Here is a 26,025-nt window from a genome sequence, read left to right on the forward strand (position 1 = left end):
ACGCGGTTGCCGGCAGGTGACAAGCACGCTGACGCGGGTAAGCGGTGGGCCGAGCTGGAAAGGGGTCGAGCATGCAGCTGTCCTTCCTGCGCCCGCTGTACCAGCGTCCGGGCCCGTGGTGCTCGGTCTACCTGGACGCCTCCCTGGACACCGAGGACGCGCACGCGGCACTCGATCTGCGTTGGCGTGGCCTGCAACGGCAACTGGCCGAGCAGGGGGCGGACGAGCCGACGATGGCCGCCATCGACCGGGTGGTCCGGGGACACGACCCGATGCCCGGCGACTACGGGTTGGCCGTGTTCGGTGCCCACGGACAGGTGGTGCTCTCCGAGTACCTGTCCGCCCCGCCGCGACGGGATCTGGCCGCGTACGCCCCGCTGCCGCATGTGATGCCGCTGCTGGCCCAGCGCGGTGAACAGGTGGCGTGGGTGCGGGTGCTGGCCGACCGCACGGGTGCCGACGCGATGTCGGTGAGTGCCGGCGGAGTGCCGCGCCGGGCACATGTCGTCGGTCGGGAAAGTTACCAGCTGCGCCGGGTCCAACCCGGGGGCTGGTCCCAGTCGCGCTACCAGCGGGCCGCGATGGAGGCATGGCATCACAACGCCGGTGACGTCACCGCCGCGACCGTCGAACTGGCCGAGCGGGTGGGCGCCGAGGTGGTGGTGGTGGCCGGCGACGTCCGCGCCACCGGCATGATCGCCGCCCAGATGCCGGATCGCTGGCAGGACCTGGTGGTACGCACCGACGCCGGTTCCCGGGCCGGCGGCGCCGACCAGACCCTGCTCGACGACCTGACCGTGCAGACCATCGCCGAGGTGGCCGACCAGCGGGTGAACGCGGCGCTGGACCGCTTCGGCACGCAGGAGGACGTCGGCGCCGGACTCGACGCGGTGGTGGCCGCGTTGCAGCGCAACCAGGTCGACACGATGCTCATCGTCGACGACCCGTCGGCCGACGGCGAACTCTGGATCGGCCCGGCCGCCACCGACATCGCCACCGAGCCGGATCAGCTGGCCGCGGTCGCCGAACCGGAGCGGGTGCGGGCCGACGCGGCGCTGGTGCGTGCCCTGGTGGGCACCGACGCCGAGCTGACCGTGCTCGGCGCCGACGAGGCGCCCGACCTGGTGGACGGGGTGGGCGCGGTGCTGCGCTACGTCGACCCGGTCACCCCGGGACGGGGCGGTGCCTGACCCGAGCGTCGCTGACGCGGTGGTCGACCGGCTGCTGGCCGGGCGGATTCCGCGGGTCTTCGGCCATCCGGCGGAGGCGGCCACGGCACTGGTCGAGGCGCTCGACGCCGCCGGTGGCGACCCGGAGTTCGTACCCGTCCGCAACGCGGAGTGCGCTGCGGTGATGGCGGCCGGGCACGCCCGCTTCACCGGCGGCCCGGGCGTCTGCCTGGCCGCCGGCGGAGTGGCCGCCGCCGGCCTGCTCGCGGGACTCGACGCCGCCCGGGGCGCCGGCCTGCCGGTGCTCGCCGTCGTCGCCGAGCCCGGCCCGGTCCCGGACGACGAGGTGGGTCTCACGACACGACTGCTCGCCGAGGTGTGTCACGGCGTCCGGTACGCCGCCGATCCGGTGCGGGTGCCGGAGCTGGTGGACGAGGCGCTGCGCGTCGCGGCGCACGTTCGCCGCCCGGTCGGCCTGGTGCTGCCTCCCCCGTCACCGGTCGGCGGGGTGCAGGCCGCGTCGCCGCGCGCCGCAACCGATGGCCGCTGGATACTCGACGAGCTGTCCGCCCGGCTGCCACCGGACGGCGCGGTGATCGTCGACGGCACCCTGCCGGCCGTACACCTGAAGACGACGGCGCACGTCGTGGTGGGTCCGGCCGGACCGCCCGGCGGTGCCCTGCCGTACGCCGTCGCCGCGAAGCTGGCCGACCCGGACCGGCCGGTGATCGCCCTGGTCACCGACGAGGGGATGCGCTCGCAGGGACTGGGCGAACTGGTCACCGTTTCCCGCTGGCGGTCGGTGTGGCCTGACCCGCGACTGGTGGTGCTGGTGTTCAACAAGCGGTCTGGTCATCTCCGGCGTGGGGACCGGCCGATGACCGACGACGTCCCGTACGCCGGCTGGGCCCGGTTGCTCGGCCTGCACGGCGTGCGCGTCGACCGGCCGGAGCTGGTCGGCGTGGCCTGGGACGAGGCGCTGACCGCCGACCGCCCGTGCGTGCTGGAGATGGTCACGGACGCCCTGCTCCCAGGCCCGTGGAACCTGCAGGGATGGGACGACATCGGGCATGTTGCTGCCCCGGGCGACGGCGAGACAGCAGGATCCCCGATGGTGCTCGACGGCAACGGTGCACCGGCGATGGCGGGTGGTCGGTGTTGGGGGGAAGGGGCAAGATCCCCTGATTGATGCCGTCCGGTGGGGAGATGCCCTGTTTAACCCGCATCGTGGCGGGAAGCCGGGCCGCGTGGTGAGCGATCGAGGCAAGGTGGGGCCGGTGCGCAAGGTGCGCCCGGGACTGACGGCGGCCGGGGCCGGCATGGCCGGTGACCGCGTGGTCGCGGCCGGCAGCACCGCCCGGATCCTGGTCGGGGCCACCGCCCGCGCCCTACGCGGCAGCGACTGCGCCGACCTCGGGCACGCCGGACCGGTGTCCCGTTTCGCCGGTACGCCCGAGCCGGTACGGCGGGCGGCGGCGATCCGCTCCGCCGGCCGGATCGCCCTCACCGCCGGTCAGGCCGCCGAGGTCGACGCGGAGCGGGTCGCCCGCTGGTTCGTCGACCAGTACCCGCGGCGCCGGTACCCCGGGGTGCTGCTGGGCTCCCCGCACGGCGGCGTGGCACACCTGGCGGTGGCGCTGGGCATGCCCTGGCTGCCCGCTGGCTTCGAGATGATCGCGCACTGGCCGCAGGGCGCGGTGGACCGGCCCCGCGCCGCCCTGGACCACGGCGCGGCGCTTGCCGGACGGGTGCTCGCCGGCAACCCCGACCTGCATGTACGGCAGGTGCACTGCCCGGCCAGCCGAGGCGCGTTGGCCGGGGCGACGGTGGCGCTGACCGGCCGCTGGCGGGCGCTGCCGGCGGCGTACCGCAGCTTTCTGACCGACCGGCTGGCGCCCGGCGCGCCGGTGCTGGTGCTGCGGGACACCCGGACCTGGCCGGTGGTGGACGCCGCTGACGGGCACAGCTTCCAACTCGGCTGCCCGGCCAGCGGCCTGAACCCGGTGGACTTCCATCCCGACAGTCACGCGCTGCGGCAGGTGCTGCGCTCGGCCGGCGGGGACAGCGCGCACTGGGAACCACCGGAGATCTCCGCCCCGCCCGCTGCCGCCGAACACGGCGTGGAGTCCGGTTTCGACCGGGGCGTACGGGACTGGACCTCCCGGCACGGTCATCCGCTGCACCAGATCCTGGTGCCCACGCCGGAGGCGCTCAGCGCGGCCACCGCGGACCTGTACCGACACTGGCTGCGGGCCGCCGGCAAGACCGGTGACCGCCTGGTGGTCGAGTGCGGGCGACTGCTCGACCCCTGGCAGGTGCTCCGGGCCGGGCTGGTGCCGTACTGGTGCGAGAACGCCACCCGGCGCAGCGTCGAACAGGTGGAGTGGTGGCTGGCCGGCAGCGAGTCGTTCACCTCGATCGACGTGCTGCCGGAGCCACCCGGCGTACGCTCACCGGCGCTGGCCGGGCTCCCGCAGTGGCTGGCGGTCGCCGGCTTCGGTCGGCGGCGGCGGGCCCTGGACCGCACCTCGGCGCGCGGCTACCCGGTCACCTCCGTGCCCACCCGCAGGGCCACCGAGGTGCTCCGCGCCCAGCCGTACGACCTGCCCAACCCGGCGCCGCTGGCGACCGGCGAGGCACTGGCCGCGCTGCGCGACGGCGGGAGCCACCACGGCCTGCTGATCTGTTGAGACCGGGCTGACGAAACATCCTCGCGAACCCGCGATCCCGTGATTGAGTACCTACGGAGCGGGAACACCGCCGGCTGCGACAGGCTGATCACCTTGCGTGGCGCGGCGCCGTCGCCCGCTGGCATCCCAGTCACGTAACCCAGTCACAGGCCCGTGCGTGCCTACGCGCGTGCCCGGTGTCGGCGAATCCGGGCGGGGTCCTTCCCGAGGGAGGCGCGGATGTTCGGACAGACCACCACAACCACACCACCACCCACCGATCGTGGGCTTGAGGACCTCGACGCCGCGGCGTTGGCGTACGCGGCGCGGATCGAAGGGCTGCCGCCGGAGCGTCGCCAGGAGGCCCGCGACGACCTGGTCCGGTTCGCGTTGCCGTTCGCGGGCCGGTTGGCCCGCCGCTACCGGGGGCGCGGCGAGCCGTTGGAGGACCTGGAACAGGTGGCCCGCCTGGGACTGGTCAACGCCGTCGACCGGTACGACCCGGAACGGGGTTCCTTCACCGCGTACGCGGCAATCACCATCGTGGGCGAGATCAAGCGGCATTTCCGGGATCGCACCTGGGGTGTGCACGTGCCCCGCCGGCTACGTGACCTGATCCTGGAGGTCGGACAGGCGACGGCGGCGCTGACCAGTGAGTTGTCCCGGGCACCGACGGTGGCCGAACTGTCGAAACGGCTGGAGACGCCGGAGGAGGAGATCCTCGCCGCGTTGGAGTCGGCGGCCGGCTACAGCCCGGCGTCGCTCAACGCGCCGGTCGGCGGGGAGAGTTCGGCGGAGTTCGGCGATCTGGTCGGCGAGTCGGACATCGCGCTGGAGTCGGTCGACGACCGGGTGACCGTCAGCGGTCTGCTGCACCGGCTGCCCTGGCGGGAGCGGCGGATCCTGGCCATGCGGTTCTACGGCAACCAGACCCAGGCCGAGATCGCGGCCCGCTTCGGCATCTCCCAGATGCACGTGTCCCGGTTGCTGTCGCGGGCGCTGACCTGGCTGCGCCAGGCGATGCTCGCCGACGCGCCGCCACCGTGGCAGAACGGTCCCGCCGAGTCCGAGTCGGCCAACCAGCCGCGCGCCACGGCGCCGGTGCGCGGTCGCTGAGCCTCGGGGAACTCGTCGGGGCGGCACCGACCGGTGCCGCCCCGACCGGTACGCGTCGATCAGTTCTGCGGGGTGTCACCGTGTCCGCGCGGATGCCGCCACCGGTCGTTGGGTTGCGCCTCGCGCTGCGCGCCCAGCGGGTTGTCCTCCGGCTCGTCGGTCTCCTCGAAGCTCGGCCGGCGTACCTCCTCCGGCTCCGGCACGTCGACCGGCCGGGCGCCGGACTGCGGCGCTGGCTGGTACGCGACGGCCTCCCGCGCGCCGTGCGCCCCCTCGGCACTCGGTGACTCCGGCATGTGCACCTCCCGGTGGATCTCGTCGCGGAACTCCTGCGGCGGCCGGGTGGTCCGCTGTGGAAGGTCGCGGCCCAGGTCGGAGACGAGTTCGCCGTACTTGGCGTCGAACGCGGGCCGCTCCGAGCGGATCCGGGGCATCCGGTCGAAGTTGCGCAGCGGTGGTGGGCAGGTGGTGGCCCACTCCAGGGAGTTGCCGAAGCCCCAGGGATCGTCCACCGTCACCTCGGCGCCGTAGCGCCAGGACTTCCAGGCGTTCCACATGAAGAACAGGGTGGACGCCCCGAGCACGAACGCGAAGATGCTGGAGATGGTGTTCAGCGTGGTGAACCCGTCGGTGGGCAGGTAGTCGGCGTATCGCCGGGGCATGCCCTCGTTGCCGAGCCAGTGGTGCACCAGAAAGGTGCCGTGGAAGCCGATGAACATGGTCCAGAAGTGCAGCTTGCCCAGCCGCTCGTCGAGCAGGCGTCCGGTCATCTTCGGCCACCAGAAGTAGAAGCCGGCGAAGAGCGCGAAGACCACCGTGCCGAAGACCACGTAGTGGAAGTGGGCGACCACGAAGTAGCTGTCGTGGGTGTGCCAGTCGGCCGGCGGGCTGGCCAGCAGCACGCCGGTCAACCCGCCGAGCAGGAAGGTCACCAGGAAGCCGATGGCGAACAGCATCGGCGTCTCGAAGGTGAGCTGTCCCTTCCACATGGTGCCGATCCAGTTGAAGAACTTCACCCCGGTCGGCACCGCGATCAGATAGCTCAGGATGCTGAAGAACGGCAGCAGCACCTGACCGGTGGCGAACATGTGGTGCGCCCAGACCGTCATCGACAGCACGGTGATCGCGATGGTGGCCAGCACCAGGCCGGTGTAGCCGAAGATCGGCTTGCGGGAGAAGACCGGGATGACCTCGGTGATGATGCCGAAGAACGGCAGCGCGATGATGTAGACCTCGGGGTGGCCGAAGAACCAGAAGAGGTGCTGCCACAGCATCGGTCCGGCGGTGTCGGGGTTGAACACCTGCGCGTCGAGCAGCCGGTCGGCGCTGAGCGCCAGCAGCGCGGCGGCCAGCAGCGGGAAGACCAGAATCACCAGCACGCTGGTGAAGAGCATGTTCCACGTGAAGATCGGCATCCGGAACATGGTCATGCCCGGCGCGCGCAGGGTCAGGATCGTGGTGATCAGGTTGACCGCGCCGAGGATCGTACCCAGGCCGGACACCACCAGGCCGATCACCCACATGTTCGCGCCGACGCCGGGGGAGTGCTCGACGGTGCTCAGCGGCGTGTACGCGGTCCAGCCGAAGTCGGCCGAGCCACCCGGGGTCAGGAACCCGCCGACCACCATCAGCCCACCGAAGAGGTAGAGCCAGTAGGCCAGCGCGTTGAGCCGGGGGAACGACACGTCCGGGGCGCCGATCTGGATCGGCACGATGTAGTTGGCGAAGCCGAACGCCGCCGGGGTGGCGAACAGCAGCAGCATCACCGCGCCGTGCGAGGTGAAGAGCTGGTTGTACTGCTCCGGGGCGAGAAACTGTAGACCGGGCCGAGCCAACTCGGCGCGGATCACCATGGCCTCGATCCCGGCCAGCACGAAGAAGCCGAACGAGGTCAGCAGGTACAGCAGGCCGATCTGCTTGTGGTCCGTGGTGGCCAGGAACCTGACCAGCTTTCCGCCCGGAAGCGGCCTGCGCAGCGGTCCGGGATAGCCGCCGAACCGGGCCGGGGCGAGGATCGCCGGGCCCCGGTCCTGTCCGGGTTCGGTGGTAACCCGCTTGGGCATGAGCGCTCACCTGCGTTGACGACGGATAAGGACGGGCGTGGCTACCCACCCCGTCGACCATGTAACCAGGCGAGAGCGGTAATTTCGGTCAATTCGCCGGTAGCGTGGCCCAGACGGCCTTTCCGTCGCCGGCCGGCGCGCTGCCCCAGCGGTCGGCCAGCTCGCGTACCAACAGCAGCCCACGACCGCCCTCGTCGTGCTGCCCGGCCGCGCCGGGCCGGGCCGCCGCGCTGCTGCCGTCGATCACGGCCAGGTGCAGCCAGGGCCGGCGCAGGGTCACCGTGACCTGCATCGGGGTACCAGCGTGCCGGACCACGTTGCCGACCAGCTCACTGAGCACCACCGAGGCCGCACCGGCCGCCTCGGGCAGGTTCCACCGGGCACACGCATCGGTCACCAGTTCCCGGGCCCGCCGGCAGGCCGCCGCCACCGGGTCCAGGCGCAGCCGCAGCCGGCTCACGGCGGACGCGCCGGCGAACCGGCTCGCCTCGTCACAGCTGTCCCGCATCGGCACCACCCGGCAGGCGGTGGAGGCGGTCAGCAGGGCGGCGGCTTCCGGGTGGGGTGCGCAGAGCACCAGCGGCACCATCGGCCAGTCCGCGGCGCGACGCGCCACGGCGGCGAAGACGGACACCGCCAGCTGGTCCCGCACGGCCAGCTCGGCCAGGTCGACCACCAGCGCGTCGGGCTGCCGGGCCAGACACTCCTCCAGGCGCGCGTACACCTCACGCATCGAGATCATGTCGAGGGTGCCGGCCAGGCGTACGACGGTGACCTGTGCTCCGTCGTGCACCTGGCAGGTGATCCGGCTCGCCATCTCCACCCTCGTCTCGGCGGTGTCGCAGAGCCTGGCAGGTACCCGGCCCTCCACGGGGTGAAACGCCACCGTGGGGTCGGACACGTCATGCCGCGGCGACCTGCCGTCGCGGCAGCTGGTGCTGCAACTCCGCCAGCGGGGGCCGCTCCTCCACGGCGACGTCGCTGACCACGATCTCCCGGTCCAGGTTCGGCAGCGCGTCCGAGCCGCCCCGGCGGAACTGGGTCAGCAGGGCGGTGGGCAGTACGTCCGAATTCGCCCAGCCCCGGCGCTGCAACCGGGACCAGGCGGTGAGCATGATCTGGGCGGACATCCGGCCCAGCGCGGCGGTGTCCTGGTGCCGGTGCTTACGCTCGCCGAGATCCACCTGGGCCAGCGCGTCCAACCCGACGAGTTCGAGCAGGTCGATCAACATGGCGGTCTCGACGCCGTAGCCGGAGACGAACGGCACTCGCGACAACACCTCCCGGCGGCCGGCGTACTCACCGGCGAGGGGCTGCACGAACCCGGCCAGTTCCGGCCAGAACAGGTTCAGCATCGGCCGGGCCATCAGCTCCGTCACCCGGCCGCCGCCGTCGGCCTCCACCCCGCCGCTGCTGACCAGGGGCCGGTGGTAGAAGCCCTTGACGAAATCGACCGACGGGTCGGTCAGCAGCGGGCCGAGCAGCCCGGTGACGAAGTGCGGCCGGAACTCGCGCAGGTCGGCGTCGACGAAGGCGACCACGTCGCCCTCCGCCGCGGCCAGGCCGGCCCAGAGCGCGTCGCCCTTGCCGGTCAGCCGGGGCAGTCCGCGGGTCATTGCGTCCTGGCCGACCACCTCGGCGCCGGCGGCCCGGGCCACCGCGGCGGTGCGGTCGGTGGACCGCGAGTCGACCACGATCAGTTCGTCGACCAGCGACACCCGGTCCATCAGGTGCTCGCGGATGGTCGCCACGATCGCCCCGACGGTGGCTTCCTCGTTGCGCGCCGGCAGCACCACGCTGACCCGGCTGTCACCCTTGGCCCGCAGGAGTCGTCGGGTCGGCCAGTCGGCCGCCGAGGTGGTCCGATAGGTGGCCCAGGCCTCCACCACCGGCGAGACCAGAGATTCGTTGTTGCGCACAGGCACCCCCTCGTCGGCGGGAAGACCGGGTGATGGATTTCCCAGCCCCCCGCACGCTAACCGGATTGGTCCCCCAGCTTGATCACAAGCGTGCTCCGGCCACGTTCCCGGCTGATGAACCTTTGATTGCGTCCACCAACCAGGCCCAATTTCCGCGATTCGTGCACGTCTGGTCTTCCTTATGCGCTGGACATCCCCCATGTCGAGACATCGAGTGCAAGATCGCGCGGATTCGGGAGGGCGGCCGGGACGTTCAAGATCGGTCCGGTCGCGTACCGTTGCGGCTCATGGGTGTGTCGCAACGGTTGAAGACCAGGTTCCGCCGGTTCCTCCAACGCCCGGGCACCACGGTCGATCTGGCTCCGCTGGAGAAGCTGCTGCCGGTCATCGAGGCCCGCGAGGAGGAGATCTCGGCGTTCGACGACGCCGAGCTCACCGAGGCGGCGACCGCGGCGTCGAGCTACGAGGAGATCTGTGCGCTCGGCCGCGAGGCGGCCCGCCGCGGCATCGACCAGCGTCCGTACGATGTCCAGCTGCTGGGCGCCATGTCGCTGCTCTCGGGCAAGGTCGCCGAGATGGCCACCGGTGAGGGCAAGACGCTCACCGCGGCGATCGCCGCGTACGGGCACGTCCGGCTCGGCAACGGGCCGGTGCACGTGCTGACCGTCAACGACTACCTGGCCCGCCGCGACGCCCAGTGGATGGAGCCGATCTACACCCTGCTCGGGCTCACCGTCGGCTGGGTCAACGAGGCGTCCACCCCGATCGAGCGGCGCGCCGCGTACGCCTGCGACGTCACCTATGTCTCGGTGAGCGAGGCCGGCTTCGACTTCCTCCGCGACCAGCTCGTCACCGACATCGAGGACCGGGTGCAGCGCCCGCTGCGCACCGCGATCGTCGACGAGGCCGACTCGATCCTGATCGACGAGGCCCGGGTGCCGATGGTCCTCGCCGGCTCGGTCCCCGGCGAGCAGGATCCGGTCCACGCCGCCGCTGCGCTGGTGCGCGGCCTGCGCAAGGGCAAGCACTACACGGTGGCCGAGGACGGCCGGAGCGTCGCCTTCACCTCCGCCGGTCTGGCCGCCGTCGAGGCCAAGCTCGGCATCGACCTGTACGACGAGGAGAACGTCGAGCAGCTCTCCGCGGTCAACGTGGCGCTGCACGCGCACGCCCTGCTGCACCGGGACGTGGACTACATCGTCCGGGACGGCACGGTGGAGCTGATCGACGAGATGCGGGGGCGGGTGGCCCAGCGCCGCCGCTGGCCCGACGGGCTCCAGGCGGCGGTCGAGGCCAAGGAAGGGCTGGACGCCACGGCAGAGGGCGAGGTGCTGGGCACCATCGCCGTGCAGGCGTACGTCGGGCTCTACCCGGTGGTGTGCGGCATGACCGCCACCGCGGTGCTCGTCGGCGACCAGTTGCGGGAGTTCTTCGGCCTGGAGGTCGCGGTGATCCCGCCGAACACCCCGTGCGTGCGGGTCGACGAGCCGGACCGCATCTACGCCACCCGGGCGGAGAAGGAGGAGGCGCTGATCGACGAGATCCGGCGCTGCCACGCCGACGGGCGCCCGGTGCTGGTCGGCACGCTGGATGTCAAGGAGTCCGAGCAGTTGGCGGTCGGGCTCAACGCCGCCGGGGTGCCGTGCGTGGTGCTCAACGCGAAGAACGACGACGAGGAAGCGGCGATCATCGCCGAGGCCGGCGCGTACGGTGCGGTCACCGTCTCCACCCAGATGGCCGGCCGGGGCGTGGACATCCGCCTCGGTGGCAGCGACCAGGCCGACCGGGAGCGGGTGGCCGAGCTGGGCGGTCTCTACGTGATCGGCAGCGGCCGACACGACAGCCGCCGTGTGGACGATCAGTTGCGCGGCCGGGCCGGCCGCCAGGGCGACCCCGGTGGCTCGGTCTTCTACGTCAGCCTGGAGGACGACCTGGTCGTCCGCCACGCCGGCGACACCGTCCCGCCGTCGCCCCGGATGAACGCCGACGGCCTGGTCACCGACCCGCAGGTGGACTACGCCGTGGAGCACGCCCAGCGGGTCGCGGAAGGGGTCAACCACGAGATCCACCGCAACACCTGGCGCTACAGCGTGGTCATCGAGCAGCAGCGAAAGGCCCTCGCCGAGCGGCGGGAGCGGCTGCTCACCAGCGATGTCGCCGCCCTGATGCTGCTGGACAAGATGCCGGAGAAGGCCGGCGAGATGGACGAGGACCTGCTGGCCCAGGTGGCCCGGTCGATCGCCCTCTACCACCTTGACCGGCTGTGGGCATCGCACCTGGCCGAGCTGTCGGAGGTCCGCGAGGGCGTGCACCTGCGGGCCCTGGGACGGCTCGACCCGCTCGACGAGTTCCACCGTGCCGCGGTGCCGGCCTTCACCGAGCTGGTGCCGGCGATCGAGGCGCGTACCCTCGCGACCTTCGCCGAGACCGAGTTCGACGACGACTGGGAGCCCGACGCGGCGGAACTGGTCCGGCCGAGCGCCACCTGGACGTATCTGGTGCACGACAACCCGTTCGGCTCCGAGCTGGACCGGCTGATCGCCTCGGTCGGGCGGCGGCTCAGCGGGGCCGGCTCTCGCTGAGTCGTCCGGTCCGGCCCACCCCTCCCGGCGGCACCCGTACCCTGGGAGGGGCCCCGGTTTGCGCCGCTTCGACCGTTGTCGGCGCCGGTAGCAGGGCGATCGTGATGTCGAGTGCGGCTCCAGCGTGGGGGCCCAGCCGAGGAGGATACGGGTGACGACGCTGACCGGGCGTACGGGAGTTGCGGGCTCGTGAACCTGGAAACGCGTACACCGCTGGCGGAGACGCTCGGCGTGTTGGAGACGGCTGCCCTGCTGCGGGAGGTGACCGCCGGGCTGATCGCCGTGGACGACTTCGACGCGGCGCTCTCCGCGCTGGTCCGGATCACCCGGGACGCCGTCGGCGGCGTCGCCTGGTGCGGGTTCACCGCCCTGCGGGCCGGCGAGCCGGCCGGCGTGGCCGCCTCCGATCCGCGGCTGGGCGGGCTGGACGACCTGCGGTACGGTCCGGACACTCCGGCGATGGAGGCGATCCGCCGCCGGGAGATGGTCGGCGCGGAGGAGCTGGGCGTCGAACCGCGCTGGCCGGACTGGACGCCCCGGGCCCGCGAACTGGGCGTACGCGGGGTCATCTCGGCACCCGTCGACATCGATGACCAGGTGATCGGCGCGGTGAACCTGTACGCTGCCGAACCCGACGCCCTGACCCCCGCTCACCAGCTGACCGCGATGCTGCTGGCCGAACACGCCGGCCTGCTGCTGGCGGCGGTGCGCGACCGGGAGAAGCGTGCCGCGCTGACCGGGCAGCAGGACACCGCGCTGCTCAACGACGGCGTGATCGGTCAGGCGGTCGGCGTCATCATGACCCAACGCGGCTGCCCCGCCGAGGACGCTCTCGACGTGCTGCGCAGCGCCGCGTCGTCGCTGTCGATCCCGCTACGGGAGGTGGCGGAACGGCTCGTCAGCACGGTGTCGCGACCTCGGGACAACTGACCGGGGCGTGTCGTTTCGCCCGGGTGGCGCCCGGGTAGCACCCTGGACTGATGGACTGAACCTAGCCAGGGGGACCATGATGCAGAGCCGGCTGCGGGTGCAGGGGCACCCCATCCAACCGATGCTGGTGACCTTTCCGTACGGGCTCTTCGTCTGTGCCGTCATCTTCGACCTCGCCGACGTGGTCGGCGGCCCGGTCTTCCTCGGCGAGGTCGGCTACTGGACGGCAGTGGCCGCCCTGGTGACGGCGGCGTTGACCGCGGTGGCCGGGATGGTGGACCTGTGGGACGTGCCGCCCGACCGTACCCGCCACACGGCGATCAGCTTCAACGTCGTCAACGCCGGCATGGCCGGGCTGTTCCTGCTCTCCTGCCTGGTCCGGGCGGACGCCACGAACCGCGGTGCCACTCCGGCGCTGCTGGTCGTCGAAGTGCTGGGCCTCGCCGTCGGCGGGGTGGGCGTCCACCTAGGCGCGCGGCTGATGCGCCACTTCGACGCCACCCGGTCCGAGACGGCAAGCGTCGAGCTGGTACGCGGCGTGGACGCCCCCACCGTCGAGGTCGTACGCCCCCGTCCGTAGCGCCCGGCCCGGTACCCGGGTGCTGCGTCGGCGTCGGTGCTCGGCGGGCAGCGTCGGATAACGCGTTGCCGGAGCGGTCCTGGCCGGACACGCTGACACCGTGCCGCGAGAGACGAGCTTCGAGGATCTGATCGCCGAGGGGGCCACCGTCCCGGTCGAGGGATGGGCCTTCGACTGGCTTGCCGGGCGGGCCACCGAGGAACGCCCACCCTGGGGTTACGCGCGGCTGGTGGCAGCGCGGATGGCGGGTGTCGACGCGGCTTTGGACATCGACACCGGCGGGGGAGAGGTGCTGGCCGAGGTGCCCCACCCGCCCCCGCTGCTGGTGGCGACCGAGGCGTGGCCGCCGAACGTGCCGGTGGCGCGGAAGCACCTTGCGCCACTCGGTGCGAGCGTGGTGGCGGTGACCGGCGACGCGCCCCTGCCGTTCCGTGACGCCGTCTTCGACCTGGTGGTCAGCCGGCATCCGGTGCGCACCGACTGGCCCGAGGTGGCCCGGGTGTTGCGTCCGGGCGGTACGTTCCTGTCCCAGCAGATCGGTCCCGGGACCGTACGCGAACTCAGCGAGGCGATCCTCGGCCCGCTGCCGCCGCCGGCACAGCGCCATCCGGAGCACGCCGTGGCCGCCGCCCGGGCGGCCGGCCTGACCGTGGTGGACCTGCGTGAGGCGACGCTGCGGACGGTCTTCCACGACATCGGCGCGGTGGTCTGGTTCCTGCGCAAGGTGATCTGGACCGTGCCCGGCTTCACCGTGGCGGCGCACCGACCCGCGCTGCGGCGCCTGCACGATCGGATCCGCGCCGAGGGCCCCTTCGTCGCCCACGCCCGCCGCTTCCTCATCGAGGCCCGGGCGTAGGCGTCTAGCCGGTGCGGAGGAGCGTGAGCATCTCTGGCAGGTCGAAGAACTCGGCGGTGGCCACTGCGGACGGATTGCCGCCGTCGGGGTCGGCGCCCGCGTCGAGCAACGCGCGTACCGCCTCGGCGTTGCTGCGGAACACCGCTGCGGCCAGCGCCGTCTGTCCCCGGTCGTTGGCGCGGGAGTGATCGGCTCCCCGGTCGAGCAGCGCGCGCACCGTCTCCGGGTGCGCGTGATACGCCGCCAGGATCAGCAGGCTGTCACCCTTCTGGTTGGTCAGGTTGACCGGTAGCCCCGCGTCGACGTACCCGGCGAGCTCCGTGGTCGCGCCGTCGCGCGCCAGGTCGAACATCCGGTGGGCGAATTCCAGGGTCTCGGCGTCGAGTTCGTCGCTCACCGGTCCAGGTTAGTCGCCGCCGTCGCACCGCTCGCGACCGCCAGTCGACCCGCTCGCCGTTGCCCGACCGTTCGGGGCCGGCACCGCTGTCCCGTTCGCGTGACGGCCGTGGCGTGGGAGCGCGAACAGCCGACGTCACGCCGGGTCCGGACATCCCGCCGCGAAGGCCGCGAACGGTGTGGACCACCCCCCGTATCAGGTCAACTTGGCGACTCTGCTGTAATCATCTGGCCTCGTACGCAGAGCGAGCGGACGGCTCCGATGTGTCGGTCAATTGTCACATTCATGCAACGCAGCCGCCTCTTGACCCTCGCACGGGCGCCGGGAAACATCGATAAAGCGGCGTCCCGGGGCCGTGGGGAACACCCGGACCAGCCAAGGAGGACCATGTCGGTCAGCCCCGCTTCGTCGCGCGCCGGATGGCATACGTCCCAACCCGCGGTGCCCGGTCGACCCCCCGGCGGCCAGCGTCGTCCCGCCAACACCGCCGCGCCAGTCCTGACGGTCACCCTCTCCATTCCCCTGGCGTGCGAGGAGTCGCTGACGCCGGCCGCGCGGCGGCTGCTCGACGCGGCCCGGGAGATGCTGGAGCGGGGCGAGGGCACCATCACCACCGTCGGTCCGGTGGTGCCGGAACGCCGCAGCGAGACCGTGCCGGCGGGTCGTACGCCGTCGCGGCAGCTCGCGCCCGCCATTCCCGCCCTGCACATCCTGGCGTCCTCCCGGTCGGTGCTGCGCGACGGCGAGCCGTTGCCGCTGACCCGGCTGGAGTTCGATCTGCTGCTGCACCTGGTCGCGAATCCCCGACGGGTCTTCACCAGGCTCCAGTTGCTCAACGCCGTCTGGGGTTACGAGCACGCCGGCGTACGCACGGTCGACGTGCACGTGCGTCGGCTGCGCGGCAAGGTCGGCGTGGACGTTCCGCTGGTCACCACCGTCTACGGCGTCGGTTACCGGTTGGCCGACGACGCCCGGGTCACCCTCGACCGGGCCGGCTGACCGGGTCGCGCCGGCCTGGCCCGGCCTCGCTCCGTCCGGCGGGCACCATTGTGGGATGCGCGTACGTCCCATCTCACCGCCGCTCCTGGTCAGCGAGTTGGCCGAGCGGCTGGCCGGCGCGAGGTCGACCGGACGGCTGCGGGTCGCGTTGGACGGTGCGCCGGCCGCCCGCCCCGACCACCTGGCCGACGCCCTGGTCGATCCACTGCGCGCCCTCGGCCACCCGGTGCTGCACGTACGGACCGAGGACTTCCTGCGGCCCGCCTCGCTACGCCTGGAACAGGGCCGGACCAACCCGGATTCGTACTACGAGAGCTGGATCGACGAGGCCGGTCTGCGGCGGGAGGTGCTGGACCCGGCGGGGCCGGACGGGCCCGGGAGGGTGCTGCCCTCGCTCTGGGACGCCCGGACGGACCGGGCCAGCCGGGCCGCCTACGTCGACCTGCCACCCGGCGGGGTGGTACTGGTCAGCGGCGCCTTCCTGCTCGGCGGCGGGCTGGCCTTCGACGTCGTCGTACACCTGGAGATGTCGGCCGCCGCGCTGCGTCGGCACACCGGGACCGACCTGGCCTGGACCCTGCCGGCATTCGACAGGTACGCCGCCGAGGTCGCCCCGGCCAGCTTCGCCGACGTGGTGGTCCGGGTCGACGACCCGCGTCGCCCGGCGTTGGTGGAATCCGTCGACGGACCGGTTTGAGTCGCCGACAGCGAGGGTAAACGCGGGGCTCACAGCGCCCGGGTGCGATGACTTGGGCGGTATGACCGGGTGTGGACCGACCCGCCCGCGGAGACCATAAGGCCCAGGAAAGGCAGGCAGCGATGCTCGTCCACGACACGGTCGGCACCGGCCGATCCCAGGCGGAGACCGACCAGATCCGGCTCTCCCTGCAGGCCCGCCACGACGAGCTGACCGAGGAGTACCAGCAGGCGGTGCAGCAGAGCCAGGTGCTGCGGCTCGTCGAGGTCGGCGACACCGCCGGCGACGACCAGGCCGACAGCGGCACCAAGACCGCCGAGCGGGACACCGCACAGTCGTTGCTGCGGACCATCCTGGACCGTCGCGCCCAGTACGAGCACGCCCTGGCCCGGCTCGCCGAGGGCACCTACGGTTTCTGTGAGGGCTGCACCGCGCCGATCCCGGTCGAACGGCTGGAGATCTTCCCGTCGGCCACCACCTGCGTCACCTGCAAGCAGACGCGCGAGCGTCGGGCGGCCTGACCGCAACGGTTGCCGGTCGGTCCGGGACACGGTGGGACTCCACCCATGGGCGAGATCAAGGTGGGCACCGCGTCCTGGACCGACCGGACTCTGCTGGACTCCGGCTGGTACCCCCAGACCGCCGACAACCCGGAGAAACGGCTGGCCTACTACGCGCGCCAGTTCCCGCTGGTCGAGGTCGACGCCACCTACTACTCGCCGCCCGCGGAGCGTACGGCGAAGCTGTGGGCCGAGCGGACCCCGGCCGGTTTCACCTTCAACGTGAAGGCGTTCAGCCTGCTCACCGGCCACCCCACCCGGGTCAGCGCGATCTACAAGGAGCTGCGTCCGGAGACCAGCAAGCGCAATCTCTACCCCGACGACCTGCCGCCGCAGGCGTACGAGGAGGTCTGGACGCGCTTCCTCAGCGCCCTCGATCCGCTGGTCGAGGCGGGCAAGCTCGGCGCGCTGCTGTTCCAGTTCCCGCCCTGGTTCACCATCCGGCGTGACAACAAGCAGTACCTGCTGGAGGTGACGCGGCGCTGCGCGCCGCTGCGCCCGGTCTTCGAGTTCCGGCACGCGTCCTGGTTCGACGGCGACAACGCCACCGAGACCCTCGACTTCCTGCGTGCGCACCGGCTCGCGTACGTCAGCGTGGACATGCCGCAGGGGCACCGCTCGTCGATCCCGCCGGTGTTGGCCGCCACCTCCGACCTCGCGGTGGTGCGCTTCCACGGGCACAGCGACAAGTGGACCAGCAAGGACATCCACGAGAAGTTCGGCTACCACCACTCCGAACGGGAGCTCACGGACTGGGCCCCCAAGCTCCGCGAACTGGCTGGCGAGACCGAACAGACGCACGTACTCATGAACAACTGCTATCGGGACTATGCGCAGCGGAACGCGCAGCAGTTACAGGCCATCCTAGCTGCGGAGACGTGAAGCAGCCCTTCGAAGCCGCCTTGGTACAGCGCTGATAGTGCCGATAGCTTCCGCTCATGCCTCACCCCGATTTCAGCACGCTCGCCGACTCCTGGGAGCTGTCGCTCCGCGCCGACGCCTACGCCGAGAACACGATTAGGTCGTACCTGCGGGCGCTGCGGCACCTCGCTGACTGGCTGCCGCCCGAAGTCGCCCCAGACGAGGTGACCCGCGATCACATCCGGGCGTGGATCGTCCACCTCCGAGACACGACATCCTCGGGCACCGCCCGATCCTGGTTCGCAGGCGTCCGGCACTTCTACCGCTGGCTCGTCGCCGAGGGCGAGAGCGACACCGACCCGACGGCGGGCATCCGCACCCCGCCCCCCAACCAGCCAACGACGCCAGTGCTACCGCCCGATGCCGTGCGGACGCTGTTGAGTACCTGCGCCGGAGGCGACTTCACCGCCCGCCGCGACGCCGCGATCATCTACGTCCTGATTGACTGCGGCCTGCGGCTGGCCGAGATCACCGCCCTCGGCGTCGATGATGTCGACATCCGTGCCCGCACGATCACCGTCACCGCTGGGAAGGGCACCAACAGGTCCGGGCCACGCCGCCGCATGATCAGCCTCGGCGTCAAGGCAGCGCGGGCGCTGGACCGCTACCTGCGGGAGCGGCGGCGGCACCCGTACGCCGAGCTGCCTGCGCTGTGGCTTGGCGGCAGGGGCAGGCCGACGCTGACCAGCGACGGCATCAAGGCCATGTTGCAGCGGCGGGCCGCAGCCGCCGGGATCGGCCACATCCACCCCCACCAGCTACGGCACACCTGGGCGGCAGCATTCCGGGCCAACGGAGGGGAGGAAGGCGACCTGATGGCCCTCGGCGGCTGGCGCTCCCGGGCGATGCTGGACCGCTACGGCGCGGCGACGGCAGCGGAGCGGGCACGAGCGGCGAACGCCCGCCTTTCGCTTGGCGACCGCCTCTGAGAGCGCTGTAGCATCGCGGCGTGGGTCGGTTTCCGGCCCTGCACCACCCCGGCGATGCCGTCACCCTGGACGGCGCGGACGGGCTTCCAACTAGAGGTAGTGGCCGCACGCGGACCGGCGGCCCTGGCATCTCCATGTGTTGGGAGCACCGTCCCCGATGGCAGCGAAAGATCCTAATGCCCGTCGCCTAGCGGGCCGCGTTGGCGGCTACGTGTCCTGGGCGAACACATCCGACCCGACAGCCCGGACAGCGCCCGCCCGCCAGGCTGCCCTCGACCGATTCGAGCGGCAAGTTGACCCTGACGGCACGATGGACCCCGCCGAGCGGGCGCGGCGTGCCCGGCAGGCGCAGAAGGCCCACATGGCGCGGCTGGCGCTGATGTCGGCGCAGACGCGGAGGGCAAGGGCAGCCGGGCAGGCGAGGCCCACCGCTCAGGGCGGGGCAGCAGCGTGACGGCGAAGAGGCCCACCGGCAGCGCCGACTCCCGGGAGTTCCGGGGCTGCGCCTACCAGGTCGCCGCAGGTGCCCGTTCCTGTGAGGCCCTGATCGCGGCCCGCCGCCCCGGGCTGGCCTACGACTCCGACAGGGCGGCGTGGGCCGACCTCCGGGAGGCCGCTGACCGGCTGGTTGCGCTGATCGCCGCGCACGCACCCGCGCCCGGGGCGGACGACGGCGGATGAGACACCGCCGCCCTCCCGGTGACCAGGCCGGGAGGGCGGGCGGATCAGCAGCGATCCCCGCAGAAGGACCAAACGACCACAGACCAACTAGCCAAGCGGGCGTCACGTCCCAGCGTACCTACGTGACACCCAAGACCAGGAGCTCCGCAGGTACGCGGGATGGGACAGGAGCTCCCACATGATCGACTCGTTGCCCGACGATCTGCGGGCGGGGTTCACAGAGGACGACGCCGCCGCCTGGGAGGCGATCGAGGCGCAGGGATGGGCCGAACTGCGGACGGCGGAGGCCACCGCAGCATCGGTGAACGGCACCCGCCCGCCGCAGGACCAGCCGCCGCCGCTGGATGCCGACAACATCTGGGATCAGCGGCCGTCACTGGCGCACATCCGCGACGCCGCACTGGCGGGCCGCGCCAGCGCAGCGGCCGTCCTCGGTGCCGTCCTCGCCCGGGTGATCGCCGCGACGCCCCCAACGGTGGTGCTGCCTGACCTCGTCGGCGGGGAGGGATCACTGAACCTGTTCGTCGCCATGGTCGGGAAGTCCGGCGAAGGGAAGGGAACAGCCGAGGCCATCGCGCGCAGGATCATCCCCGACACCGGGGCGTTCATCGAGGCGGGCGTCGGCAGCGGCGAGGGCCTGACGCACCTGTACGCCCGGCGGCAGCGCAACGGGGAGATCGACCAGCACACCAACGCCGCGTTGATCAACGTGTCGGAGATCGACACCCTGACCGCCCTCGGTGATCGGCGCGGGGCGACGCTGCTGCCCGAGCTACGGAAGGCATGGTCGGGGGAGCCGTTGGGCTTCGCCTACGCCGACCCGACCAAGCGGCTGCTGCTCCGCGCCCATACGTACCGGCTGGCGCTGATCGCAGGCGTTCAGCCGGGGCGCGGCGGCACCCTGCTAGGCGACACCGACGGCGGCACCCCACAGCGGTTCCTCTGGCTGCCCGTCTACGACCTAAACGCACCGCGAGAGTTGCCGCCGCCTCCCGAGCCCTGGGAGTGGAAGCCGCCCGCCTGGTCACCGCACCACCGGCAGATCATGGGTGTCTGTGACACCGCCCGGCAGGAGATCGACTACGACCGCTGGCTGCGGATACGTAGGCAGGCACCCGAGGACCTCGACGCCCACGCACTGCTGGCGCGGCTGAAGGTCGCCGCCGCCCTCGCCATCCTCGACGGCCGACACGCCATCACCGACGACGACTGGCAGATAGCCGCCGCCGTCATGATGATCAGCGCCCACACCCGCGCAGGCATCGCCGCAGCGCTGCGCCGCGCAGCATCCCAGCGGAACAGGGAGCGCGGAGTGATGGAGGCCGAACGGGCAGTCGTCGTCGCAGAGAAGACCGACGATGCCGCTACCCGCCGGGTCTGCCGGACGATCACTCGGAAGCTGGCCGACGCCGGTAGCGACGGCATGTCCCGCAGCGAGCTACGACGGGCCATCGCCGCACGGGACCGGGAGCACCTGGACGAAGCCCTAGACCGCCTCGCCGCAGCCGGGGAGATCGGAGCCGACGCAGCGGGCGGCGGGCAGGCGGGGCAGCGGTACCGGCTGACGAGGGCCGCAGGGTGACGGGGGTGTACGCGGTGTACATGTACACCCCTGCAACCGATAAACCGCATGATCCAGAAACACAAACATGCAGGTCACACACACAAACCCCCCGCCCACATAGGGGTTGCTTCCCGGGGAGGGGTGTACACGTACACCCCCGTACACCCCTTTCGGGCATGGCCGTGGGTCGATCTAGGACGCTCCGGCGCAACCGCACCCCACCAACACCGGAGGGAACCTGATCATGGTCGCCGTCACCCTCACCAAACTCTGGATCAACCGCCTACCCGACGGCGCAGCCATCGCCGCACACACCGCCCCCGAACGCACCCGCCGCACCACCACCCCCGGCGAAGTACGCACCTACAGCGCAGGCACCCGCCGCCCCATCGCCGCACCCGCCTACCGCGACCACACCTACACATTCACCCTGCGCGACATCACCACCGCAGACATCGACACCCTCACCACCTGGACCGGGCAGGCCGTCCAAATCCGCAACGACCGAGGACTACTCATCACCGCCATCTACTACGGCCTCACCATCACCGAACACCGAGGCGGCGACCGCTACGACGCCACCATCACCGCACACGACATCAGCCCACCCGACCAACCAGCCACGTTTTTTAGGGCCACCGCCACCTCAGGCCGCGCACTTGCCTGTGCAATTTTTTTCTACCGGCCGTAAGTCCATGCAGTTGATCCACAAGCAGGAGGTTGATCATGGTCAGCATCGAAATTCCGCTACCCGACGAGGTGGCGGCCCGCCTAGACGCCGCCGCGCGGGCAGGCGGGCGCACCACAGCGGCAACGGCAGCCGCCCTTCTAGGTGAAGCCCTAGACCCTGCCGCCAGCGGCGGTGTGGGCCGCCCCTACGTCGTTGAGCGGCGGCTGTTGGAGTGCCCGGACTGCGGATGGGAGGCCGAGGCGTGATGAGCGACGACAAGAGCCGCGACATGAACCCTGATGAGATCGACTGGGAGGCGTGGTGGAACGCCGGCGAGCCCGCCGAGCGGCCGACGACGCGCTCCGCATCGTCGGCCGGCTTCGGGACCGCCCGCGCGGTGGCGTTGGTTCGGGCCGTGTTGCTGCGCGACGGCACCGCAATGCTCACCCTGCTGCGGGGTCTCCCGCCCGGCGAGGCGGCGTTGGCCTACGAGTTCGCGGTGGCGATGTGCGACTACATCGAGGCCGCCACGGAAGTCGACTACGCGTTCCTTCGTGAGGGGCACGCCACGTTCATGGCCGACCTCATGGTGAAACGCCGACTCGCATGGGGGGAGTGATCCGCAGCCGTGGCCGCTCAGAGACCCTTTGTGGAGGCGCCTTTCTCGCCCAAGCTTGACGTAGAGGACGAGGGGGGCAAAACGGTGATCCTTGATGAGTCGGAGCTGCGGCTGACGGCGGAGCACGAGGCCGCGCACGCTGTTGTGGCCGATGCGCTGGGCTTTCTGGTCGGCGAGGTGACAGTCACCGACGACGGCTGCGGGAACACCCGGTTCTGGGCGGACGGTGATCGGGTCGACACGGCAGCCGTGTACTCGGCGGGCATGGTGTGGATCTCCGCCTTCCGCTGGCAGCAGTGGCCGGGGCGCGGCGAGATCGGCTGCCGCAGCGACTACCGCAACCTCGCCGCCGTCGACGACTTCTACTACCGGCAGGCGGTGCGGCGGGCGCAGTCGATCCTCTCTGAGCGCGCCGACGACGTGATGGCGTTCGCCGATCACCTGGAAGCGAACGGCTCGGCGCTCTGGGAGGATTGGCGACGCAGCCGGGCCGGCATCGACATCAGCGGTCCAGCCGGCAGCCGCAGCATCACAGCGCCGCACACCACGAGCCGGGCGGCTGCGGCCGTCGCACGGGCGCAGGCGATGCGCGGGGTGGGGACCGCCGCCAGCCTGCGCGGTGCCCCCGGCCGGATGGTGCGCGACGCCGCCGGGATGGGGCAGGGCACCGCGCAGCGGAAGGCGGCCTTCCCGGCGCACCTGCGCGCCGACCTGATCGAGCGGGACGGCAAGAAGTGGCACCGCGTCGAGGGGTACGCGACCGTGTTCGAGCGCGCCTACGACATGTGGGACGCGTACGGCCCGTACGAAGAGGTCGTCGCCGTAGGTGCGGCGACGGCGACGCTAGCCGGTAACCCTGACGTGGTGTTCCTGGTCAACCACGGCGGGCTGACGATGGCGCGGACGACCGCCGGGACGCTGGAGCTGTCGGCGGATGAGCGCGGGTTGAAGGACACCGCCTATCTGAACCCTGATCGGCAGGACGTGCGGGATCTCATGCTGGCGATCGGCGACGGCGTGATCACCGAGCAGTCGTTTGCGTTCCGGATCACCGAGGGGTGGTGGAACGACGACTTCACCCAGTTCAAGATCGTGTCCTTCGACATTGATCGGGGTGACGTCAGCGCCGTCAACTACGGCGCGAACCCGCATACCCAGATCGGCGCGCGGCAGCAGCAGCGGGTGACCGGACGCAGCGTCGCCTACTGGAAGGCGATCTTCGACTTGGAGGGGGCGGCGTGATGGGGCGCAGGCAGCAGCAGGAGGAGGCGCAGGGGTGCAACTGCCGCATCGCCCTCGCCGACGTCGTACGGGCCTTCACCGACACCGGCATCGTCTCGATCTACTGGACGGCAGCCCGCATGAAGGGCGTCGCCGATGACCTCGGCATCGACACCGCCCCAGACTGGTCGGGACGGCCGTCGGTGACGCCCGCCGACGCGGCCCGGCTGCGGGTAGAGGTGCAGGCGCAGCGGGATCGGCAGCACGCGCAGGCGCAGGCGGCAGCGAACGCGGCGGCAGCGCAGACACGCGCCCTCCATGCCAGCGCGACGGGCGGATTCAAGGTGACGACGCTGCCTGGTCCGCCCGTCCAGTAGCCCGCGCAGCGATACCCCGAGGGTCGTCCTCCCCTCGGTACGCGCCCGCTGCGCGCAGTGCGGCCCGCCCCCATCGTCCTCGGGGGCGGGCCGCCGCCTACTCGTCGCCTGCCACCCGACCCGGGCGGTGCTGCGCGATCCAGCGCTCCACATCAGCGATCCGCCACACCGCACCCATCCGCAGCCGCTCATACGGCGCAGGGAAGTCCGGGCGGTCGATGATCTGCCGCGTCCGCTGGCGGCTGACACCGAGGCGCTCCTGGATCTCGGCTGCGCCGTACAGGTGCCGTGGCATGGCCGCAGGGTAGCCACGTGGTAACTAGTCAGTAGGCCAACTGGGCAGTAGTCCAACTGGTCAGTAGCCCACTGTGCACTTGACAAGGGTCAGGGCATCGACAAACGATGGGCTGTATGCCGCCACCCTGGACGAAGCCACCCCGCCCGATTCCTGCCGGCCCTACCCACCGCCGGAACTGGCGGACGGGCTGGCGGCGGTGCACCTGCGGCCTCCGCTGGCCCTGCCCCGACCGGCGGCTGATACCGCCGCCCGCCGAGGCTGCGACGGCCCGGGGCACCGCCCGCGTGCCAGCGCCGACGCTGGCGCGGGAGCTGACAGCCCTCCACCCCGTGATCGGGCGGGCAGGTGCGCTGACGCCCGCGCAGGCGCACCGCGCCGGCATCCGATGATCGGGGCACCCCGCGCCCACCTACCGGCGCGGCCGACCTGGCGGTGCCGCCGCTGCGGGCAGCCGTGGCCCTGCGGGGACGCCCGCGCAGCGCTGGCCGTCGAGTACCGGGGGGCGCGGCCCGCGCTGGCCGTCTACCTCGCCTGCGCCCTCGCCGACGCCCTAGAGGACCTGTACCGCCTCGGCGTCGACACCTCCGGGGCGCACGCACAGTTCCTCGGCTGGCTGCGGGCACGCAGCGGCCCGGCAGCGGAGTAGGTGTGGGCGCTGCTGATGGAGGCACACGAGCGGCGGGTGTGGCGGGCACTCGGGTACAACACGTGGGAGGCGTACGTCCGCGACCGGTTCGATATGGCCCGACGTACTTCGTATCAGGTCCTCGACCAGGCACGGGTAATCCGGGCAATCGAGGAGGCGACAGAAGATGTGCGCCATGGCGCACAAATCACGGAGCGCCAGACCCGGGATATCAAGCCGATCCTCGGCGAAGTGGTGCAGACGATCCGGCAGCGGGTGACCGCCGATCCCGGGCAGGCGCAGCGCACGAAGCGGCCCGGCGGACGCGCCACAGGGGCACGAACACACCGGGCCGCAGGGGTAGGGCTACCCCATGCCGTCAGGCAGCCTGTCAGGTGCCAGCGGGAACCACGACCACCTGTCCTCGGGGGCACCAAGGCGGATCATCAGGGCACGCACCGCCGCCGCCCTCCCGTCTGCGATCCGGCCCTCCGCCCGCCCGGCGGGATCATCTGCGCCCGCGAGGTGATCGGCTGCCGCAACAGCCTCCTCCAGGTGATCGGCTAGGGCGTCGGTGATGATCGCCAAGTCTGCGGGCGACAGGACCGCCACCCGAGCCCTGCGCGGCAGGTCCGCGCCATCACGCCTGAACATGGCGCACCCCCCGCCCCGGCTCGCCGACAGCGCGCCCATCGACGCCTACCGGCAGGGGCGGCGGCGGGCCGTCCGGTACCTCGATGTCCCGCAGGTCGCCGGGCTCATCCGAGGCGTACACGAACCAGGCGACGCACTCCCGCAGCGCGACAAAGTCGCGGCCCTGCGGGCGCGGGAAGCCGTGGGCCATCAGAACCCCGGCGACATCGACCAGCAGGCCAAACGACAGCACCGGGCCGTCGTCGGCGGGGCGCGGCGGCAGCAGCGGATAGACGCGGGCTACCGGCCCGATAGGCACAGACGTACGGTGTTCCATAGTCGCCTCCTTCGCAGGCGATCAAGGCCCGGGTCGGCGTTGCAGCGCCTTCCCGGGCCGTCCAATTGGGTCAGGCTGCGGCAACCAGCCGGTACCGCAGCGGCTTCTCCGACGTGACCTCGACCGTGCCCTGCTTCGCCAGCCGCGCCAGGCAGTCCCGCACCCCTAGCGGCTTGCGGCCCTCCGGGGTGATCGCCTTCGACACCGCCTGCGGGCTGAACTCGTCGCCCGGGTGCGCGGTCAGGAAGGCCAGCACGAGGGCCTTCTGGTCCAGGCGGGGCGTCGCCGGCTTCGCGCCCTCGGCGTCGGCGGGCGCAGCGGCCTCGGCCTCGACCGGCTGAGGGGGCGTCTCGGGCTGCGCCGGGGCGGCCTTGGCCTTGCGGGTGCGGCTGCGGGGTGCCGGGGCGGCAGGCGCAGCCTCGGGCGCGGTCTCGGCCTGCGCCGGGGCGGCAGCAGGGGCGGCCTTCGCGGCGGCGGTGCGGGTGCGGCGGGTGCGGGTCGTGGTAGCCATCGTGATCTCCCTGGTCGCTAGCTGGTCCTGCGGTGCGACCCGAGCTTGCGCGTGTCCGGAATCGACAAGGAAGCGAGGTGTACACGGATTTTCACCATGTGC

General features: G+C 71.7%; 29 protein-coding genes. 22 read left to right on the forward strand and 7 right to left on the reverse strand.

The genetic code is table 11. From position 1 onward, the window contains the following. Positions 1 to 71: 71 nt before the first annotated feature. The 4 genes from ACN26Z_RS14730 (at position 72) to ACN26Z_RS14745 (ending at position 4,954) form a co-directional block, all read left to right on the forward strand. The gene (locus tag ACN26Z_RS14730; protein ID WP_282238769.1) at positions 72 to 1,190 is read left to right on the forward strand and encodes a Vms1/Ankzf1 family peptidyl-tRNA hydrolase; all 1,119 of its coding nucleotides are present in this window, start codon (positions 72 to 74) and stop codon (positions 1,188 to 1,190) included. Beyond that, on the forward strand, positions 1,183 to 2,358 hold the full coding sequence (locus tag ACN26Z_RS14735; protein WP_421461775.1) for a thiamine pyrophosphate-binding protein: 1,176 nt from the start codon (positions 1,183 to 1,185) through the stop codon (positions 2,356 to 2,358). The genes ACN26Z_RS14730 and ACN26Z_RS14735 overlap by 8 nt, the downstream gene beginning before the upstream one ends. A gap of 130 nt (positions 2,359 to 2,488) precedes the next feature. Next, the gene (locus tag ACN26Z_RS14740; RefSeq protein ID WP_421464652.1) at positions 2,489 to 3,859 is read left to right on the forward strand and encodes a hypothetical protein; all 1,371 of its coding nucleotides are present in this window, start codon (positions 2,489 to 2,491) and stop codon (positions 3,857 to 3,859) included. Between the two features lie 153 nt (positions 3,860 to 4,012). After that, the gene (locus tag ACN26Z_RS14745) at positions 4,013 to 4,954 is read left to right on the forward strand and encodes a SigB/SigF/SigG family RNA polymerase sigma factor (protein WP_421461776.1); all 942 of its coding nucleotides are present in this window, start codon (positions 4,013 to 4,015) and stop codon (positions 4,952 to 4,954) included. A gap of 59 nt (positions 4,955 to 5,013) precedes the next feature. Here the strand turns inward: ACN26Z_RS14745 and ctaD are convergent, their stop codons facing one another. From ctaD to ACN26Z_RS14760, 3 genes are all read right to left on the reverse strand, one after another. Continuing rightward, complete coding sequence (gene ctaD / locus ACN26Z_RS14750; protein ID WP_093402769.1) at positions 5,014 to 7,017, reverse strand: cytochrome c oxidase subunit I; 2,004 nt, start codon at positions 7,015 to 7,017, stop codon at positions 5,014 to 5,016. Between the two features lie 88 nt (positions 7,018 to 7,105). Continuing rightward, positions 7,106 to 7,834: an ATP-binding protein gene (locus tag ACN26Z_RS14755; RefSeq protein ID WP_421461778.1), complete on the reverse strand. Its 729-nt coding sequence runs from the start codon at positions 7,832 to 7,834 to the stop codon at positions 7,106 to 7,108. An 85-nt stretch (positions 7,835 to 7,919) separates the two neighbouring features. Beyond that, positions 7,920 to 8,903 (reverse strand): glucosyl-3-phosphoglycerate synthase, encoded by a 984-nt coding sequence (locus ACN26Z_RS14760; protein WP_232511146.1) that lies wholly within the window; start codon positions 8,901 to 8,903, stop codon positions 7,920 to 7,922. Between the two features lie 320 nt (positions 8,904 to 9,223). Between ACN26Z_RS14760 and secA2 the strand changes: the two genes are divergently transcribed. The 4 genes from secA2 (at position 9,224) to ACN26Z_RS14780 (ending at position 13,884) form a co-directional block, all read left to right on the forward strand. Beyond that, positions 9,224 to 11,518 carry an accessory Sec system translocase SecA2 gene (gene secA2 / locus ACN26Z_RS14765; RefSeq protein WP_093402771.1) on the forward strand — a complete coding sequence of 765 codons (2,295 nt, stop codon included), beginning with the start codon at positions 9,224 to 9,226 and terminating at the stop codon, positions 11,516 to 11,518. 189 nt (positions 11,519 to 11,707) lie between these two features. Continuing rightward, positions 11,708 to 12,448, forward strand: coding sequence for a GAF and ANTAR domain-containing protein (locus ACN26Z_RS14770; RefSeq protein WP_421461779.1), 741 nt, complete (start codon positions 11,708 to 11,710; stop codon positions 12,446 to 12,448). Between the two features lie 76 nt (positions 12,449 to 12,524). Further along, complete coding sequence (locus ACN26Z_RS14775; protein WP_421461781.1) at positions 12,525 to 13,028, forward strand: DUF2231 domain-containing protein; 504 nt, start codon at positions 12,525 to 12,527, stop codon at positions 13,026 to 13,028. A 100-nt stretch (positions 13,029 to 13,128) separates the two neighbouring features. Then, positions 13,129 to 13,884, forward strand: a complete 756-nt coding sequence (locus ACN26Z_RS14780; protein WP_421461783.1) for a class I SAM-dependent methyltransferase — start codon at positions 13,129 to 13,131, stop codon at positions 13,882 to 13,884. 4 nt (positions 13,885 to 13,888) lie between these two features. On the opposite strand, the gene ACN26Z_RS14785 is transcribed toward ACN26Z_RS14780, so the two are convergent. Then, complete coding sequence (locus ACN26Z_RS14785) at positions 13,889 to 14,281, reverse strand: ankyrin repeat domain-containing protein (RefSeq protein ID WP_093402775.1); 393 nt, start codon at positions 14,279 to 14,281, stop codon at positions 13,889 to 13,891. A gap of 387 nt (positions 14,282 to 14,668) precedes the next feature. On the opposite strand from ACN26Z_RS14785, the gene ACN26Z_RS14790 reads away from it, so the two are divergent. From ACN26Z_RS14790 to ACN26Z_RS14845, 12 genes are all read left to right on the forward strand, one after another. Continuing rightward, a complete protein-coding gene (locus ACN26Z_RS14790) occupies positions 14,669 to 15,280 on the forward strand; it encodes a winged helix-turn-helix domain-containing protein (RefSeq protein ID WP_093402776.1) in 612 nt (203 codons plus the stop codon). Positions 15,281 to 15,335: 55 nt separating this feature from the next. Next, on the forward strand, positions 15,336 to 15,977 hold the full coding sequence (locus ACN26Z_RS14795) for a uridine kinase (RefSeq protein WP_282238761.1): 642 nt from the start codon (positions 15,336 to 15,338) through the stop codon (positions 15,975 to 15,977). A gap of 122 nt (positions 15,978 to 16,099) precedes the next feature. Next, positions 16,100 to 16,498, forward strand: a complete 399-nt coding sequence (locus ACN26Z_RS14800; RefSeq protein ID WP_093402778.1) for a TraR/DksA family transcriptional regulator — start codon at positions 16,100 to 16,102, stop codon at positions 16,496 to 16,498. A gap of 45 nt (positions 16,499 to 16,543) precedes the next feature. Further along, positions 16,544 to 17,419, forward strand: coding sequence for a DUF72 domain-containing protein (locus ACN26Z_RS14805; RefSeq protein WP_421461785.1), 876 nt, complete (start codon positions 16,544 to 16,546; stop codon positions 17,417 to 17,419). Positions 17,420 to 17,475: 56 nt separating this feature from the next. Beyond that, positions 17,476 to 18,387: a tyrosine-type recombinase/integrase gene (locus ACN26Z_RS14810; RefSeq protein WP_421461787.1), complete on the forward strand. Its 912-nt coding sequence runs from the start codon at positions 17,476 to 17,478 to the stop codon at positions 18,385 to 18,387. Between the two features lie 450 nt (positions 18,388 to 18,837). Continuing rightward, complete coding sequence (locus ACN26Z_RS14815; protein ID WP_421461789.1) at positions 18,838 to 19,068, forward strand: hypothetical protein; 231 nt, start codon at positions 18,838 to 18,840, stop codon at positions 19,066 to 19,068. 178 nt (positions 19,069 to 19,246) lie between these two features. Then, on the forward strand, positions 19,247 to 20,650 hold the full coding sequence (locus ACN26Z_RS14820) for a hypothetical protein (RefSeq protein ID WP_421461791.1): 1,404 nt from the start codon (positions 19,247 to 19,249) through the stop codon (positions 20,648 to 20,650). Positions 20,651 to 20,876: 226 nt separating this feature from the next. Beyond that, positions 20,877 to 21,323: a hypothetical protein gene (locus tag ACN26Z_RS14825; RefSeq protein WP_421461793.1), complete on the forward strand. Its 447-nt coding sequence runs from the start codon at positions 20,877 to 20,879 to the stop codon at positions 21,321 to 21,323. Positions 21,324 to 21,358: 35 nt separating this feature from the next. After that, on the forward strand, positions 21,359 to 21,568 hold the full coding sequence (locus tag ACN26Z_RS14830; RefSeq protein ID WP_421461795.1) for a hypothetical protein: 210 nt from the start codon (positions 21,359 to 21,361) through the stop codon (positions 21,566 to 21,568). Next, positions 21,568 to 21,921 (forward strand): hypothetical protein, encoded by a 354-nt coding sequence (locus tag ACN26Z_RS14835; RefSeq protein WP_421461797.1) that lies wholly within the window; start codon positions 21,568 to 21,570, stop codon positions 21,919 to 21,921. Before ACN26Z_RS14830 ends, ACN26Z_RS14835 begins: the two co-directional genes overlap by 1 nt. A gap of 84 nt (positions 21,922 to 22,005) precedes the next feature. Beyond that, positions 22,006 to 23,163, forward strand: a complete 1,158-nt coding sequence (locus tag ACN26Z_RS14840) for an HK97 family phage prohead protease (RefSeq protein WP_421461798.1) — start codon at positions 22,006 to 22,008, stop codon at positions 23,161 to 23,163. Then, the gene (locus tag ACN26Z_RS14845) at positions 23,160 to 23,519 is read left to right on the forward strand and encodes a hypothetical protein (protein WP_421461800.1); all 360 of its coding nucleotides are present in this window, start codon (positions 23,160 to 23,162) and stop codon (positions 23,517 to 23,519) included. The genes ACN26Z_RS14840 and ACN26Z_RS14845 overlap by 4 nt, the downstream gene beginning before the upstream one ends. A gap of 97 nt (positions 23,520 to 23,616) precedes the next feature. Here ACN26Z_RS14845 and ACN26Z_RS14850 read toward each other — a convergent pair whose 3' ends face one another. After that, complete coding sequence (locus ACN26Z_RS14850; protein ID WP_421461802.1) at positions 23,617 to 23,814, reverse strand: helix-turn-helix transcriptional regulator; 198 nt, start codon at positions 23,812 to 23,814, stop codon at positions 23,617 to 23,619. 388 nt (positions 23,815 to 24,202) lie between these two features. On the opposite strand from ACN26Z_RS14850, the gene ACN26Z_RS14855 reads away from it, so the two are divergent. Both ACN26Z_RS14855 and ACN26Z_RS14860 read left to right on the forward strand, forming a co-directional pair. Further along, complete coding sequence (locus ACN26Z_RS14855) at positions 24,203 to 24,463, forward strand: hypothetical protein (protein WP_421461804.1); 261 nt, start codon at positions 24,203 to 24,205, stop codon at positions 24,461 to 24,463. Further along, the gene (locus ACN26Z_RS14860; RefSeq protein ID WP_421461805.1) at positions 24,464 to 25,009 is read left to right on the forward strand and encodes a hypothetical protein; all 546 of its coding nucleotides are present in this window, start codon (positions 24,464 to 24,466) and stop codon (positions 25,007 to 25,009) included. Between the two features lie 73 nt (positions 25,010 to 25,082). On the opposite strand, the gene ACN26Z_RS14865 is transcribed toward ACN26Z_RS14860, so the two are convergent. Both ACN26Z_RS14865 and ACN26Z_RS14870 read right to left on the reverse strand, forming a co-directional pair. Continuing rightward, on the reverse strand, positions 25,083 to 25,394 hold the full coding sequence (locus tag ACN26Z_RS14865) for a hypothetical protein (protein ID WP_421461806.1): 312 nt from the start codon (positions 25,392 to 25,394) through the stop codon (positions 25,083 to 25,085). A gap of 88 nt (positions 25,395 to 25,482) precedes the next feature. Continuing rightward, entirely contained in the window at positions 25,483 to 25,923 is a 441-nt protein-coding gene (locus ACN26Z_RS14870; RefSeq protein ID WP_421461808.1) for a hypothetical protein, read from the reverse strand. Positions 25,924 to 26,025 lie beyond the last annotated feature (102 nt).

Origin of the sequence: Verrucosispora sp. WMMD703, assembly GCF_049178935.1 — a bacterium.
Taxonomy (GTDB): Bacteria; Actinomycetota; Actinomycetes; order Mycobacteriales; family Micromonosporaceae; genus Micromonospora; species Micromonospora sediminimaris.

Excerpts from the sequence above, each read along its gene's own strand:
- ACN26Z_RS14730 (WP_282238769.1), top strand. The coding sequence starts at position 72 with ATGCAGCTGTCCTTCCTGCGCCCGCTGTACCAGCGTCCGGGCCCGTGG.
- ACN26Z_RS14740 (WP_421464652.1), top strand. The coding sequence starts at position 2,489 with ATGGCCGGTGACCGCGTGGTCGCGGCCGGCAGCACCGCCCGGATCCTG.
- ctaD (WP_093402769.1), bottom strand. The coding sequence starts at position 7,017 with ATGCCCAAGCGGGTTACCACCGAACCCGGACAGGACCGGGGCCCGGCG.
- ACN26Z_RS14755 (WP_421461778.1), bottom strand. The coding sequence starts at position 7,834 with ATGGCGAGCCGGATCACCTGCCAGGTGCACGACGGAGCACAGGTCACC.
- secA2 (WP_093402771.1), top strand. The coding sequence starts at position 9,224 with ATGGGTGTGTCGCAACGGTTGAAGACCAGGTTCCGCCGGTTCCTCCAA.
- ACN26Z_RS14775 (WP_421461781.1), top strand. The coding sequence starts at position 12,525 with ATGATGCAGAGCCGGCTGCGGGTGCAGGGGCACCCCATCCAACCGATG.
- ACN26Z_RS14790 (WP_093402776.1), top strand. The coding sequence starts at position 14,669 with ATGTCGGTCAGCCCCGCTTCGTCGCGCGCCGGATGGCATACGTCCCAA.
- ACN26Z_RS14795 (WP_282238761.1), top strand. The coding sequence starts at position 15,336 with ATGCGCGTACGTCCCATCTCACCGCCGCTCCTGGTCAGCGAGTTGGCC.
- ACN26Z_RS14800 (WP_093402778.1), top strand. The coding sequence starts at position 16,100 with ATGCTCGTCCACGACACGGTCGGCACCGGCCGATCCCAGGCGGAGACC.
- ACN26Z_RS14805 (WP_421461785.1), top strand. The coding sequence starts at position 16,544 with ATGGGCGAGATCAAGGTGGGCACCGCGTCCTGGACCGACCGGACTCTG.
- ACN26Z_RS14810 (WP_421461787.1), top strand. The coding sequence starts at position 17,476 with ATGCCTCACCCCGATTTCAGCACGCTCGCCGACTCCTGGGAGCTGTCG.
- ACN26Z_RS14820 (WP_421461791.1), top strand. The coding sequence starts at position 19,247 with ATGATCGACTCGTTGCCCGACGATCTGCGGGCGGGGTTCACAGAGGAC.
- ACN26Z_RS14825 (WP_421461793.1), top strand. The coding sequence starts at position 20,877 with ATGGTCGCCGTCACCCTCACCAAACTCTGGATCAACCGCCTACCCGAC.
- ACN26Z_RS14830 (WP_421461795.1), top strand. The coding sequence starts at position 21,359 with ATGGTCAGCATCGAAATTCCGCTACCCGACGAGGTGGCGGCCCGCCTA.
- ACN26Z_RS14835 (WP_421461797.1), top strand. The coding sequence starts at position 21,568 with ATGAGCGACGACAAGAGCCGCGACATGAACCCTGATGAGATCGACTGG.
- ACN26Z_RS14850 (WP_421461802.1), bottom strand. The coding sequence starts at position 23,814 with ATGCCACGGCACCTGTACGGCGCAGCCGAGATCCAGGAGCGCCTCGGT.
- ACN26Z_RS14855 (WP_421461804.1), top strand. The coding sequence starts at position 24,203 with ATGATCGGGGCACCCCGCGCCCACCTACCGGCGCGGCCGACCTGGCGG.
- ACN26Z_RS14870 (WP_421461808.1), bottom strand. The coding sequence starts at position 25,923 with ATGGCTACCACGACCCGCACCCGCCGCACCCGCACCGCCGCCGCGAAG.